This window comes from Clostridioides sp. ES-W-0016-02 (assembly GCF_020641035.1).
GTDB lineage: Bacteria > Bacillota > Clostridia > Peptostreptococcales > Peptostreptococcaceae > Clostridioides.
The window spans coordinates 276350-291412 of sequence record NZ_CP061362.1 but is presented as its reverse complement, the minus strand read 5'-3'; the positions used below and the strand labels follow the sequence as shown (position 1 = coordinate 291412).

15 protein-coding genes are annotated in these 15063 nt (G+C 25.2%); 14 read left to right on the top strand and 1 reads right to left on the bottom strand.

The features are described from left to right. Positions 1–81: 81 nt before the first annotated feature. Both IC758_RS20915 and IC758_RS20910 read left to right on the top strand, forming a co-directional pair. Positions 82–516 (top strand): hypothetical protein, encoded by a 435-nt coding sequence (locus IC758_RS20915; protein ID WP_227824919.1) that lies wholly within the window; start codon positions 82–84, stop codon positions 514–516. A 507-nt stretch (positions 517–1023) separates the two neighbouring features. After that, positions 1024–2160, top strand: coding sequence for an HNH endonuclease (locus tag IC758_RS20910; RefSeq protein WP_227824918.1), 1137 nt, complete (start codon positions 1024–1026; stop codon positions 2158–2160). Positions 2161–2552: 392 nt separating this feature from the next. Here IC758_RS20910 and IC758_RS20905 read toward each other — a convergent pair whose 3' ends face one another. After that, on the bottom strand, positions 2553–3248 hold the full coding sequence (locus tag IC758_RS20905; RefSeq protein WP_227824917.1) for a hypothetical protein: 696 nt from the start codon (positions 3246–3248) through the stop codon (positions 2553–2555). 284 nt (positions 3249–3532) lie between these two features. Between IC758_RS20905 and IC758_RS20900 the strand changes: the two genes are divergently transcribed. From IC758_RS20900 to IC758_RS20855, 12 genes are all read left to right on the top strand, one after another. Next, the gene (locus tag IC758_RS20900) at positions 3533–5194 is read left to right on the top strand and encodes a DUF4116 domain-containing protein (RefSeq protein ID WP_227845176.1); all 1662 of its coding nucleotides are present in this window, start codon (positions 3533–3535) and stop codon (positions 5192–5194) included. 296 nt (positions 5195–5490) lie between these two features. Continuing rightward, complete coding sequence (locus IC758_RS20895; RefSeq protein ID WP_227824915.1) at positions 5491–6594, top strand: DUF4116 domain-containing protein; 1104 nt, start codon at positions 5491–5493, stop codon at positions 6592–6594. A gap of 767 nt (positions 6595–7361) precedes the next feature. Then, positions 7362–7955 (top strand): DUF4116 domain-containing protein, encoded by a 594-nt coding sequence (locus IC758_RS20890; RefSeq protein WP_227824914.1) that lies wholly within the window; start codon positions 7362–7364, stop codon positions 7953–7955. A gap of 993 nt (positions 7956–8948) precedes the next feature. Beyond that, a complete protein-coding gene (locus IC758_RS20885) occupies positions 8949–10154 on the top strand; it encodes a DUF4116 domain-containing protein (RefSeq protein ID WP_227824913.1) in 1206 nt (401 codons plus the stop codon). Positions 10155–10461: 307 nt separating this feature from the next. Next, on the top strand, positions 10462–11028 hold the full coding sequence (locus tag IC758_RS20880) for a DUF4116 domain-containing protein (RefSeq protein WP_227824912.1): 567 nt from the start codon (positions 10462–10464) through the stop codon (positions 11026–11028). A gap of 316 nt (positions 11029–11344) precedes the next feature. Further along, the gene (locus IC758_RS20875) at positions 11345–11536 is read left to right on the top strand and encodes a hypothetical protein (RefSeq protein ID WP_227824911.1); all 192 of its coding nucleotides are present in this window, start codon (positions 11345–11347) and stop codon (positions 11534–11536) included. Next, the gene (locus IC758_RS20870) at positions 11505–11870 is read left to right on the top strand and encodes a hypothetical protein (protein ID WP_227824910.1); all 366 of its coding nucleotides are present in this window, start codon (positions 11505–11507) and stop codon (positions 11868–11870) included. Before IC758_RS20875 ends, IC758_RS20870 begins: the two co-directional genes overlap by 32 nt. Before the next feature lie 177 nt (positions 11871–12047). Next, positions 12048–12176: a hypothetical protein gene (locus IC758_RS21115; RefSeq protein WP_255613219.1), complete on the top strand. Its 129-nt coding sequence runs from the start codon at positions 12048–12050 to the stop codon at positions 12174–12176. A 50-nt stretch (positions 12177–12226) separates the two neighbouring features. After that, entirely contained in the window at positions 12227–12361 is a 135-nt protein-coding gene (locus tag IC758_RS21110) for a hypothetical protein (protein ID WP_255613220.1), read from the top strand. Positions 12362–12531: 170 nt separating this feature from the next. Then, on the top strand, positions 12532–13686 hold the full coding sequence (locus tag IC758_RS20865; RefSeq protein WP_227824909.1) for a DUF4116 domain-containing protein: 1155 nt from the start codon (positions 12532–12534) through the stop codon (positions 13684–13686). A gap of 201 nt (positions 13687–13887) precedes the next feature. Then, positions 13888–14058, top strand: coding sequence for a hypothetical protein (locus tag IC758_RS20860; RefSeq protein WP_009899159.1), 171 nt, complete (start codon positions 13888–13890; stop codon positions 14056–14058). Positions 14059–14274: 216 nt separating this feature from the next. Then, positions 14275–15057, top strand: a complete 783-nt coding sequence (locus IC758_RS20855) for a hypothetical protein (protein ID WP_227824908.1) — start codon at positions 14275–14277, stop codon at positions 15055–15057. Positions 15058–15063 lie beyond the last annotated feature (6 nt).

Here is a 15063-nt window from a genome sequence, read left to right as displayed (position 1 = left end):
AGAACAATATAAAATAAAGTGCAAAAAATTAAAATATCAATAAAATCAGTATAGTTATTATAAATAATATGAAAAAATAGTATGTTATCATACAAAATATGTGTTGAAGCAGTAAAGAATAATGGATTGGCTTTAGAGTTTATAAAAAAACAAACCCCAGAGAGATGTCTTGAAGCAGTAAGAAAAAATGGGCTTATTGTTCGTTTTGTAACAGAGCAGACAGACATAGTTTGTAAAGAATCCCTAAAACAGAATAGAGGTTCAATTAAGTATATAAAAGACAAGGATAGATATTTAGATGAGTTTGGGGTTGGATACTTAGAAGCTCAGGGTAATACAAGAGAAGTATTTGTTATCAAGAAAAATGGTCAGTGGTTATTTACTATAGGATGTCAAAACAATATTACTAAAGAAGAATTCATATATAGAATTTATAATACAGATGGAGGTTTTGATTTAGAGAAAGGAGTTAATGTCCATAGGAAAATATATCTTGATTTCTTAAAACAATTTTAACAACATAAAGAGAGATATCTAAATTAATAGATATCTCTCTTTTCTTCTACTCGTGGCAAGAGTAAAAGTGGCTGGGAATTTGATTTTTAAATCAAATTCCATAAATTTAAAAAATAACTTTCAGTTATAGAACTTCACTCTACCGCAAAATAGATTGTAGTTCTTCTTGCTTTTATTATACCACAAACCTAAAAAAATAAGATATCTTAAATGAAAATTTATTATATTTAGAATATGGAGATATATTAATATGAAAAAATATTGAGAATAGATATATAAATGAAAAAATAGAATTAGTGGAAATAAAAAAGATTTCTATGGAATTTGTTATATATACAAAAAATAAATCTATGAAATGTGTATAGAAGTAGTGGCACAAGATAGTTTGTTGATTGAATTAATACTTAGCACTACACTTAGAGGTAACATTTAATTAGTTTTTAAAATCTATTAAGTATTGTGATAGTATGTATTATAGAGAGAGAAATATTGAGGAGGAATTTATAAATGAATGTATGTATATACTCAAAAAAATCTGAGCCAGAAGCAAACTTTAAAAAACAAGAACATATATTCCCAGCTTCATTAGGTGGGAAAAGTACGTTACCAAAAGGATATGTAAGTGATGAAATAAATGAAAAATTTTCTAAGGAGTTAGAATTAGATTTTACAAGAGAGGGTTTTTTAGCTATATTAAGACAATTTATAGGTCCTGGTTCAAGAGGAAATATTAATAATCCTAAAAAGGCTACTCAGTCTAAAGTACACCTTATTTTGGATGAAGATGATAATAATGCATTAGGATATATTGTTAAAGGAGTACCAAAATACATAAAACAAATTATATTTAATTTAGAATATGGAGCTTTATCTAATTCCACTAAATTATTTTTGCCAAAAGCCGAAAATGAAATGGAAGAATTAGAAAAATTCCTTCAAGCAGATTATAGTAATACAACAGTTATAAAAGATAGTTACATTCCTAAAAATAAAATAATGCTTGGATTCAAAGAATATCAAGAAAAAGGTAGAGGCTCTATTAAGCAAAAATGGTTTATAGGGCACAATCCAGAGGTAACAATAAACGATGAATTAAAAGATAAAATGGAAATTCTTATTAAAAAACTTTATGAAAATTCTATAGGGAAGGAAGATGATTCAATTGTAGAATCGCAACATGTGAAATCATATCAAAGTATAAGATTTGATATAGAAAAATTTTATAGAACATGTGCTAAGATAGCTTTTAATTATGTCGCTTCTGTTGTTGGACAAGAAATAGTATTAGGTGAAGAATTTGATGATATTAGAAATTATATTGTAAATGGTGGTAATGGAGATTTTGTTGAAGATGTAAATGCTATTGTAGATCCAAAGGCAAAACAAAGAACCAATTATTTAGGTGTTAAACATGCAATAATAGCTTTTTCCGTAGAAAATGAGATAATAGTTTTTTTGTCTTTTTATGGTGAATTCGATTTTATTGTTCGAATACCATATAAAATTGACATATGTAAATTGCGTGAAGTATTAAATAAACAAGTTATTGTTATTAATTGGGAAAATAGATGCGAAGAGAAGATACCTACAAAGAAAGAGCTCTTAGACCAAAAGTTTGAAGAACTATTAAAAGAAGAGGTCTAAACCAATAGACTTCTTCTTAATAAAAAACATTTTACTTTGGTAATAATATTATGTTGCTATTTGTATTGTCGGAAATATAGGTATTGTTAGTTTCTATTATTGATTTATTGTTGGTTTCTATAAGTATTTCTTGTTTTTTAGTATTTATATTATAGCAATAGAGACCTTTTAAATAATTTAAAATATTCATGCATGTATTCTCTTTTATCTCATAGTATTTAAGAAACGCAGAAAAGTGTATGGCATCTCTAAAAGTACTTGTTTTTTTACAGGGATCAGAACAATTTAAATTAAGCAAAATATCACTCATTAAATGAAAAGCAGAGTTATATAGTGAACCAAAATCAAATGTGAATGGGATTTTACAATGTATAAAACTGTTTTTACCAGAATTATTTTTTTTGTATATCAAGATAGTATCTATTGTAAAGTTTCTCTGCTGGGTCGAATGAAATTCCAATAGATAGACCATTATAGCATTTCATTTGATTTGTATTCCATTTAACTGTTGTGGCATACCAAGTACTACTATTCTCTTTTTTTACAAATAAATCCGTTTTCCATATGCCACTTATATTGTTAGGGAGGTTTTGTCTATGTTTTTTCAGATGAAATGAATTATATACACAATCAATATGATTTTTAAAATTATATTGGTTATTTAGACTCCAAATAGTATTCTCATTACTAAGAAGAGTTTTTATATAATCTACAGATAAATCTGTTCTTTCTCCTGCCCATAAAATAGCATCTATATTATCAAAGGTATTCTCAAAAGAAAGTAAGTTTATTGCCTCATTAATTAAACCTTGTATGTAAAAATTTTTATTTTTTATTGAATTAAAGATATAATATTCCCAACAGATACCTTTCATTCCACTATTTTTATGAAAATAGGATTCATAGATCAAACTCAATTGTGCCAAAGTAACATCTTCTTTGCGCCTACAATTTAGATGTATTAAATGTTTATTTGTGATTTTAGAAAAATAGACTTCTAAAATACATATAGTTGAGATAAGTACTTTATTTTGATAATCATAATAAGATATTATTTCCCCATGGTTTTCTGTCACTAAACTGTTCATATTAATTTCACCTTTCTTATATTTTTATATGTACATTATATAATTTATCAATTGGTTGTTAAAGATATATATAAGATTTCCAATATAGATAGTAGATAATTACTATTTAGTATGGTAAGTTCAAATTATAATTATATTGATATATGTGTATATCAATTATATATATTTAGTTTTATTTTATTTGTTTATGATAAATTTTAAAAGGTTTTATTTTGAACTGAAGAAAGATAGGAAAAGTAAAAGTGATATAATAATTTTAAGGAATATTAAGGGGAGAAACGAAAATGAAAATGTATGAATATGACTTAGAGAGAGTAAAAAGAGATCCAATGAGTTTGAGAAAAGTTGAAAACCAAAATTATGAAATATGTAAAGAATCTTTAAGTAGAAGTGGATTAGCTCTTGAATTTGTTAAATGGGATGAGTGTAATTTTACAAATGAACAGATACGCAATTTATATATTATTGCTGTAAAAGAGAATGGAGAAGCTTTAAAGTTTGTAAAAGAACAAACAGAAGAGATTTGTATTGAAGCAGTCAAACAAAATGGATATGCAATTGGATTTGTAGATAACCAAACTGAGAAACTATGTATAGAAGCAATTAAACAAAGAGTAGAGGTTTTTAGTCATATTAAACTAAGAAATCGTACAGAGAAAGTTTGGATGGAAGTAGTAAGAAAAGATGGACAATATTTAAATCATGTTGAAAAACAAACAGAAGAGATATGTTTAATAGCAGTAAGAGAGAACGGATTTGCATTAGGGTTTGTAAAAAATAAAACATTTAGACTATGTATAGAAGCAGTTAGACAAAATCCAATGGCTATAAGTAGGATTGCTTATATTAATCTGACAAAAGAACAACTTACAGAGATTTATATAGAATATATAAAAGGTATAAAAAATAATATAAAAGAAGACTTGAAATACATAAAAAAATATCCAAAATCAGTATATTTAGAGTTGATAAAAATTAATTATTATTTTTTAAGTTATATTGAAGAACAAACAGAAGAGATGTGTCTAATGGCAGTAAGACAAAATGGATGGTCACTGCAATATGTAAAGAATCAAACAGAAAAAATTTGTAAAGAAGCAGTAAGACAAAATGGTAGGGCTTTATTTTTTGTAGAAAACCAAACTGAAGAAATATGCTTAATAGCATTAAAACAAGATATAGAATCTTTTGAATTTGTAGAAGACCAAACAGAAGAGATGTGTCTAATGGCAGTAAGACAAAATGGCTTATTTCTTAAATATGTAAAAGAACAAACTACAGAAATATGTATGGAGGCAGTAAGACAAGATGGATTAGCTTTATTTTTTGTAGAAAACCAAACAGAAGAGATATGTATGGAAGCAGTTAAACAAAATGGATATGCTCTTGAAGATGTAAAAGAGCAAACAGAAGAAATATGTTTAAAAGCAGTTAAACAAAATGGAGGATCATTATTTTGGGTAATAGAGCAAACGGATAGAATCTGCATGGAAGCAGTTAAAAATGATGAAAAAGTACTTAGATATGTGAGATCACAAACAGAAAATATGTGCTTAAATGCAGTAAAAAAAGAATGGTTAGCCTTAAAGTATGTTAAAGTACAAACAGATGAGATATGTATAGAAGCTCTAAAGCAAGATAAACATGCAATTAAATATATAAAAGATAAGGATAAATATTTAGAAGAATTTAATATTAAATATTTAAAAGAACAAGAAAATACAAAAGAAGTAATAGCTATAAAAGAAAATGGAAAGTGGTTGTTTACTATAGAATGTGAAGAAGATCTTACTAAGAAAGAGTTTGTAGATTATATTTGCTATGATTATATTTGTCCTGAATATATGTGTTGTGAACATATCTCTTATGATGAAGGATTTAATTTAGATGAGGCTATAAATACTCATAAGCAGGTATATTTTGATTTCTTAAAGCAATTTGAATAAAAAAGATATATGTTAATTCAGATATCTACACAGAATATTAATGTTTAATTCAGTAATTTTAAATACATAGAAAGTTTAAATTAATTAATTTAAACTTTCTATCTCAACTAATACTTAAAAATATTAAATTTATATTACTTAATTTGGAATAAGTTGATTATATAACTATATAAACATATTTGCAATATTTTATATAAACAATAAAAATGATATAATTATTATAATTTAAATTAAAAATAATATAATATAATAAAAAATAGTATTGTAAAAATATAATCGAAAAGAGGAAAGATTAAATGAAATGTATAGATTTAGATTGGGTGAAAAAACATCCATGGGATTTGATAAATGCAGAAGAACAAAGTTATGAGATGTGTATTAATGCTATAGGGGAAAATGGATATTTGCTTAAAGATGTAAGATGGGATGAACTTAATCTAACTGATGAGCAGATATATAACTTATGTATAGAGGCAGTAAAAGAAAATGGGAGGGCTTTAAAGTATGTGATAAAACAGACTCCCGAAATATGTATGGAGGCTATAAGGCAATGTGGAGAAGCTTTACAGTATGTAAACAATCAGCTTAATGAAATGTGCCTAATGGCAGTAAAACAACATGGAGATTATATATTTTATGTAAAAGATCAAACAGAGGAACTTTGCTTAATTGCTTTAAAGAAAAACGGATTAACTCTTGAGTATATAAAAAATCAAACAGAAGAACTATGTCTTGAAGCAGTAAAACAAAATGGATATGCTCTTAGGTTCGTAAAAATACAAACACCAGAAATATGTATTAATGCTGTAGGGGAAAATGGTTTATCTCTTAGATTTGTAAAGTGGGATGAACTTAATTTAACTAAAGAACAGATATATAACTTATGTATAGAAGCAGTAAGACAAAATGGATATGCTATTAAGTATATAAAGTGGAATAAATTAAAAGGCAAATTCTCAAAAGAACAAAAAGATGAAATATGTATTGAAGCAATAAAAAAAGATGTCTTATTGCTTAATAGTTTAGAGGATAAAACAGAAGCAATATGTATTGAAGCAGTTAAAAAGGATATATTAGCTCTTAAATATATTGAAAATCAGTTCGATGAAGTATGTAGAGAAGCTCTAAAACGAGACAAAACCGCAATTAAATATATAAAAAATAAGGATAAATATTTAAAAGAGTTTGATATTAGATATTTAAAAAACCAAGAAAATATAAAAGAAGTAATAGCTATCAAGGAAAATAATAAGTGGTTATTTTCTATAGGGCATGAAAATAATATTACTAAGGATGAGTTTATTTATAGAATTTATAATGAAGGAAGAGGTTTCGATTTAAGATTAGGTATAAATACTCATAGAAAGGTATATGTTGATTTTTTAGAACAACTTAACTAATAAAAGGGGCTATCTATTAATTTAGATAGCTTCTTTTATTTTATATAAACAATAAAAATGATATAATATATTATATAAAATTAAAAAAGATGGGGATATTATAAAAAATATATATAATAAAGAATATAGAGTTTATTTTAAAAAGATTCATAGAGACTGGAGATATTTATCACTTACAAGTGAATTAATATTCTACTAAATATTAAAAAATATAAATTTATATTTTTTAATAATTATAAATTCATAGAAATAATTTAAAATAATTAGTAATGATTAGAAATAATTAGAAATATTTAAAAATAGTTTTAAATATTTAAAAAAATAAATTATAAATAATTATAATATAAAAAGCTATTTAAATTAATAAATAGCTTTTTATATGCAGTTTAAATACACGTAGTGTTAATTAAGGTTTAACAGCAATGAATGAGCTAAGAAACTTAATTAAATAGTGGTTTGAATACACATACTGCTAAGGTTTAATTGATGTAAGTAAGTCATTTATTAATTTTAGAAATGCTTAAAATATAGTAAATTCAATTAGGATAAACGGTTATATCCCAACTAACAGTTAAAAATAAGAATGTAGACATTCCAAATGATGCATCAATTATCTTGGAATAATTTAATTATAGCACTATATAAATTGATTTATAATATTTTATATAAACGATAAAAATAATGTATTTATTATAAATATAATTAAAAGTAATATAATAAATAAAAAATAGTGTTATAAAAATAAAATTAAAAAGGTGGAAGAATAAATGAATAGTAGAGAATTAAATTTAAAAAAAGTTGAAAAACAAAATTATGAAACATGTAAGAAGGCTTTAAATAGAAATGGATTAATGCTTGAATTTATAAAATGGGATGAGTACAATTTTACAAAGGAACAAATGTATAATTTATATCTTATTGCTTTAGAAAATAATGAAAATGCTCTTAAGTATGTAAATTGGGATGAATTAGAAGGGGGCTTCTCAAAAGCACAAATAGAAGAACTTTGTTTGATAGCAGTAATGGAAGATGGATTAACTTTAGAATATGTAACAGAGCAAACTCCTAAGATATGTATAGAAGCTCTAAAACAAAATAAATATGCGATTAAATATGTTAAAGATAAAGAAAAATATGAGAAAATGTTTGACCTTAAATATTTGGAATCTCAAGGAGATGCAAGTGAAGTGTTTGCAATAAAAGAAAATGGAGAGTGGTTATTTACTATAAGTTATAAAGAAGATCTTACTAAGAAAGAGTTTGTAGATTATATTTATAATACAGGTGGTGGATTTGATTTGAGATTAGGAGTAAATATTTATAAACAAATATATTTTGATTTTTTAGGACAATTTGAATAATATAAAAAGAGCTATCTATTAATTTAAGATAGTTCTTTTACTCTTCTACTGTGGTTTTTTCTGGTGCTATCTTACTTAAGCTAAATTATTCATCTATTTATCTTTATAATGTATGTTATTATAATTGTCTTTCTAATTTAAAGTATTCAGATTCAAATTATCATATATTAGGAATCAGTATATCTGCAAAAAAATAAGAAAGCCACCCTGGGCGGAGTGACCTTCTTTACCACCCAAACACCTAAGAGTGGTTTCAAAAAATAAATTGATTTATTAATTCTATTATATCACAAATTTAATTTAAGTACACCTGTAGTTTGATAAAAAATTTAAATTAATATATCTCTTTTTTCTATATTATATATATTAAAACAGTAAAAAACTACCCTTGCAAGGGTAGTTTTTCTGCACTCAAAGTTGGAGCTAAGAGTGGTTGGGAACTTTATTTTAAAATCAAATTCCATAGATTTAAATAATTACTAATTGTTTAAATTACGAACTCTACTCTTGTTTGAAATAGATTGTAGTTCTTCTTGCTTTTATTATACCACAAATATAAAAATTTAAATACACAAAATGTTAAGGTTTAATTATATAAAAGTTCTATATTTTTGACAAGTGGAGTGGTTCAAATACACAAAGTGTTAAGGTTTAATTTAATTATTGCATCAAAAAAACTAAATAGCAAAAAAAGACTAATTTAAATACACAAAGTGCTAAGGTTAAAATAATTCATTCCTTAAATTAAGAAATGTTCACAAGATAGTAGTTTTAACTAATATAAGCTTTTTTATCCTAATCTATAGTTAAAAATAGAAAGTAGGTATTATATTAATAATCTTGGGATAATTTGATTATATCACTAAGTAAGTACACTTACAATATTTTATATAATCAATAAAAATAATATAATTATTATAAATAAAATTGAAAAATAATATAACAAATAAGATATATAGTATTATAAAAATAAATATAAGGATGGATATGTAAATGAGAGAAGTAAGTTTAAAAGAGATAAAAAGATTACCATGGGAATTTGAATATGCAAAAAACCAAACTTATGAAATGTGTGTAGAGGCAATAAAACGACAAGGGTTGTTACTTAAATATGCAAAATTAAATGAACTAAATTTAACTAAGGAACAGATATATAATTTATATCTTATTGCAGTTAAGCAAAATGGAGAAGCACTTAAGTATATAGAGGAACAAACCGAAGAATTATGTTTAATAGCAGTCAAGCAAGATGGTAATGCACTTAAACATGTAAAGATAGATAGATTATCAAAAGAGCAAGTAAATAAAATACATTTTGAAGCAGTAAGTAACTTTGGTGGAGCATTAGAATATATAGAAAATCAAACTCCTGAACTTTGTTTAATAGCAATTAAAAATTATGGAAATTCCTTAAAGTATGTAAATTGGAATATATTATCAGAAGAACAAGCCTATAAATTATATATAGAAGCAGTAAAGGAAAATGGATTAGCTTTGTATCATGTAAAAAATCAAACTCTTGAAATATGCACAGAAGCAGTTAAGCGAGATGGGATAGCTTTAATGAGTGTAAAGTGGGGAGAATTCTTAAAAGAACAAAGTTATGCAATCTGTATAGAAGCAGTTAAACGAGATGGAATGGCTTTAAATTTTGTAAAATGGGATGAATTCTCAAAAGAACAAACATATGAATTATGTTTAATAGCAGTAAGAGGGAATGGATTTGCCCTTCAATTTGTAAAAGAACAAACAGAAGAGTTGTGTCTTGAGGCAGTTAGGCAAGATGGAATGGCACTTCGATATGTAGATAAACAAACACCAGCACTTTGTATCGAAGCTATTAGACAAAATGGCTCAGCTCTTGAGTATATAGAGTGGCATATGTTATCAGAAGTACAAATAGATAAGATTTGTAGAGAAGCTCTAAAGCAAGATAGGCATTTAATTAGATATATAATAGATAAAGAAAAATATTTAGAAGAGTTTGATATTAAATATTTAAAAAAACAAGGTAGAGTAAGAGAAGTAATAGCCATTAAAGAAAATGGTAAATGGTTATTTACCATAGGTTGCCAATATAAAATTACCAAAGAGACTTTTATTGATAGAATCTATAATGAAGGTAGAGGATTTGATTTAGAGAAAGGTATTAATGTTCATAGACAAGTTTATGTTGATTTCTTAAAAGAGTTTGAATAGTAAAGAAGCTATCTATTAATTTAGATAGCTCTTTTTTATTACACATAGTGTTAAGGTTTAATAACTGTAAATAAGCTATTTATAAAATAAAAAAATGCTTACTATACATCAACTTCAATTCTTTTAAACTTTTTATACTATCAGATAATTAAAAAAGAGTGTAGACATTTCAAATCCTATATAATTAGCTTAACGATAAACTAATTATATAACTATAGAAACAAATTTATAATATTTTATATAAACAACAAAAATGGTATAATTATAATAAAAAATATTTAAGAAATATTATAAAGGGGATATATAAATGATTGAATTAAATTTAGACCTTAGAACTTATGAAACGTGTCTTAAAGTTGTAAAAAGTTCAGGTTGGTTAATACAAGAGATAAAGTTAGATGAACTTAATTTAAATAAAGAACAAATATATAATCTATATTTAAATGCACTTGGGAATTTTGGAAAAGGATTGAAATTTATAGAAGAACAAACTGAAGAATTATGTTTAATAGCAGTAAAAGAAAATGGGATGGCTCTTGAGTATGTAAAGAATAAAACTTCAAAAATATGTCTTGAAGCAGTAAAACAAAATTGGTGGGCAATTATATTTGTGGAAGACCAAAACAATGAAATATGTATTGAAGCTTTAAATCAAAATGTTAGGGCTCTAAAATACATGAATGACCAGTCTGAAGAAATATGCCTTGAAGCAGTGAAAAAGAATGGAAAGGCTCTTAAGTATGTAAATTGGGATAAATTCTCAAAGGAACAAGCTTATAAATTATGTTTAGAAGCAGTAAAACGAAGTGCAGAGGCTATTGAGTATGTAAAAGAAGATATTCTAAATATATGGTTAAAAGAACAGAATCTATAATGAAGATATGGGAATCTAACTTAAAGTTAGAAATAAATATTTATAGAGAAATATACTTTAGATTATTGAAAAATTTTATGGAATTTATTTAAATTATATAGAATAAAAAATTATATTTATAAATCAATATAAATAATTATAAATATTATAATAAAATTAATAAAAATAAATTATAAATAATTATAATGAAAAATATGTTTAAATTAATTGATATCTTATTTTTTTAACTTTATTTATAAAAAAATAGGAAAATTTACTATATCTATAGTGAGAAAATATAGTTTTATAGAAAATAAATTAAAAAGGGGAATATATAATGACTAAACAGGAGAGTGCTTTAATAGAACATCAGGAAATAGATTTAGAAGTAATAAATAGAAACCCTATTAATTTAAAATATGCTAAAGTTCAAACCTATGAAATGTGCCTTAAAGCTATAGAAAAAAATGGACTGTTACTTAAAGATGTAAGATGGGATGAAGGTAAAAAGAGATCCATCTGCAATTAGGTTTGTAAAAAGAAAAGGATTATCAGAGGATCAATTTGATAAAATATGTAAAACAGTTTTAAAACAGGATAAGCATTTAATTGAGTATATAAAAGATAAGAAAAAATATTTAGAAGAGTTTGATATTAAATATTTAGAAGAACAAAAAGGTGCTCAGGAAGTAATAGCAATAGAAGAAGATGGTCAGTGGCTATTTGATATAGGTTGCCAAGAAGATATAGACCTTGAAGAGTTTATATACAGAATTTATAATGAAAATGGTGGATTTGATCCAGAAGAAGGAATAAATGTCCATAGAGAAATATATCTTAATTTCTTGAAGGATTTTGATTAAATATAAAAAAAAGAACTATCTATTAATTTAGATAGTTTTTTTTGTTTATAAATGGAAGTTATTACTGACTATTATACACACTAAAAAGTAGTTGATACCTTGTTTGAAAACAGTTTATATCAAAATCAAAAGATGATATAATTAGAAATACAAAAAGAACTATATTATTGAGATATTATGCTTAGGGAAGATATATATATAGGCTGGATAAAAGAACATCCATGGGATTTAAAAGATGCACAAACTCAAACTTATGAAATGTACATAGAATCTATAAAAAAGATGGATTATTTCTTAAAGATATAAGGCTGGATGAACTGAATTTTAACAAGGAGTAGGTTAATAACTTATGTCCTATGGCAGTAAAAGAAAAAGGCTTAGCACTTGAGTATGTAAAGAATCAGACTGAAGAAATATGTAGAGAAGCATTAAGACAAAATAAACAAGCAATTATATATATTGAAGATTGGAAAATACCAAAAATAAACTAATAAGAAAACTTTCAAAGAAAATATGGAAGTTTGAAAGTAAAAAATATAAAAAAAAGGAGTAGCTACTCATCAAAACATTCAAAAGTAAGTAGACAAAACGAGCTTCTATAAAGAAGAAATTTTATCAATATGGATGTATTTGACCTTATTTTGAGTAGCAGACTGGTTAAATGACTCAATTAGAAATGGATTTAAAAAAAATTAAAAAAAATCCTCGAAATTTAAAAGATATTAAAGAACAGGCAATAGAGGTATGTATAGAGGCAGTAAGACGGAATGGATTAGTTCTTGAATACATAAAGTGGAATGAATTCTCAAAAGAACAACTTAATGAAATCTGTCTTAAAGCAGTCAAACAAAATGGAAACTCTCTTAAATATGTAAAATGGGATGAATTCTCAAAAGAACAATCTTATGATATCTGCATGGAAGCCGTTAAACAAAGACCTTCATCATTGCAATATGTAAATGAACAAACCCCTGAGATATGCATAGAGGCAGTAAGACAAAATGGATTGGTTCTTAAGTACATAAGGTGGGACGAATTAAAAGGCAAATTTTCAAAGAAACAGATTGATGAAATCTGTTTAGAGGCAGTAAGAGATGATGGATATGCACTTGAGTATGTGAAAGAGCAAACCAAAGAAATCTGTTTAGAAGCAGTTAGTAATAAAGGGAGAGCTTTTAAATTTGTGAGAGAACAGCTCGATGAAATCTGTCTTATCGCAGTAAAAAATGATTCATATTCTCTTAGATATGTAAAAAATCAAACACCAGAACTTTGTGTAATTGCTGTAAAAGAAAATGGATTAGCTATTAGGCAAGTGAAAGAGCAAACAGAAGAACTATGTTTAATAGCATTAAAGCAAAATCCAAGGGCACTTCAATTCATAAGAAAACAAACAAAAGAGATGTGTTTAAATGCAGTAAGACAAAGAGCTGAAGCTCTTTATTATATAAAGAAACAGACAGAAGAAATGTGTTTAATTGCAATCAACCAGGACCCACAAACACTTAAGTATGTAAAAAATAAGACTCTAAATATCTGTCTTGAGGCATTAAGAAGAGATGGTATGGTTTTAGAACATATTGAAAAACAAACAGAAGGAATGTGCCTAATAGCAGTAATGCAAAATGGATTAGCTCTTCAGTATGCGAAGGTGCAAACGGAAGAGATCTGTTTAGAAGCAGTGAGAGAAAATGGGTTAGCTTTAGAATTTGTATATAAACAAACATTGAAAATTTGTAAAGAAGCTGTAAAACAGAACAAGAATGCTATTGATTTTGTAGAAATTAGATTTTTGGAAATAGATATGAATTTATGATTAACTTTAAAATACATATATGAAAGATAAAAGGCCATTTTAAATAATTAAAGATGGTCTTTTATTTATTTTTAAATAGCAAATTCAAGAAATTTTAAGCCTTGGAAATTATAAAAATTAAAAACAATTACTATAATAGGACATATTACATAAATAAAAAAGTTTATTAAACAAAATAAAAAATAAAAAGGAAGTGTTTTTATGTTTGGGATTCATCCATTTAGATTTTTGTACATACTTTTGAGTGGTGAGTTTTTCTGGTCATGGTTCTTTATAGGAGTTATGTTGTTTGCAACGATAAGATTTTTATATCGTAGAGGGGTGTTCAACAAATACATAACTATGTTTAAAAAATTATATCAAAAGTTTTAATCAACTTTAAAAAGCTATCTATTAATTTAGATAGCCTTTTTTGTTATATATATAATATTAATGTTTTTTACTAATCTATGACTAAAAATAATAAATATATATACTTTAAACCTACTTAAAATATTTTATATAATCAATATAAATGATATAATATATTGTACAAAAAGAAAAATATAATTCATATATTATAGATAAAGTTGAAAAGGAGAAAGCCTTATGAGGATGGAATCAAATAATATAATAGAAAATTCATGGGATTTGAAAGATTTTAAAGAACAAACTTATGAAATATGTCTTAAGGCTATAGGACAAAATGGCTTGTTGCTTAAGGATATAAAATGGAATGAACTCAATTTAACAAAGGAACAGTTTTATGAATTATGTTTCAATGCAGTCATACAAAATGGATTAGCTCTTAAATATGTGAAGTTAGATAAATTATCAAAAGAACAAATAGATGAAATTTGTTTAATAGCAGTAAGACAAAATGAAGAAGTCTTAGCATATGTAAAAAATCAGACTCCTAAGATGTGTATAGAAACTCTACGACAAAATAAACATGCAATTAAATATATTAAAGACAAGGAAAAGTACTTAGATTTATTTGAAATTAAATATTTAGAAGAACAAGAAGATATAAAGGAAGTAATAGCAATAAAAGAAAAAGGAGAATGGCTTTTTTCTATAGGTGATTATAAAAATATTACTAAAAAAGAATTATTTAACCTAAAGGAAGGGATAGATATCCATAGGCAAGCTTACATTGATTTCTTAAAAGATATTGAAACTAATAAAAGAACATTATCTATTAAGTCCATTCCAAAAGAAGTATATTTATATTATTTCTTACATAAGTTCTATAATTCAACAATTATATTCTTTTTTACTATGATCTTGTTGAGTCCTGCTATTCTTATTCTATTTGATTTTCCACTTGCTTTTACCTATATTATTGTTGGTTTTATTTTACAAATAGCATTCTTTTCTATAGTTGAATAAAAAGGA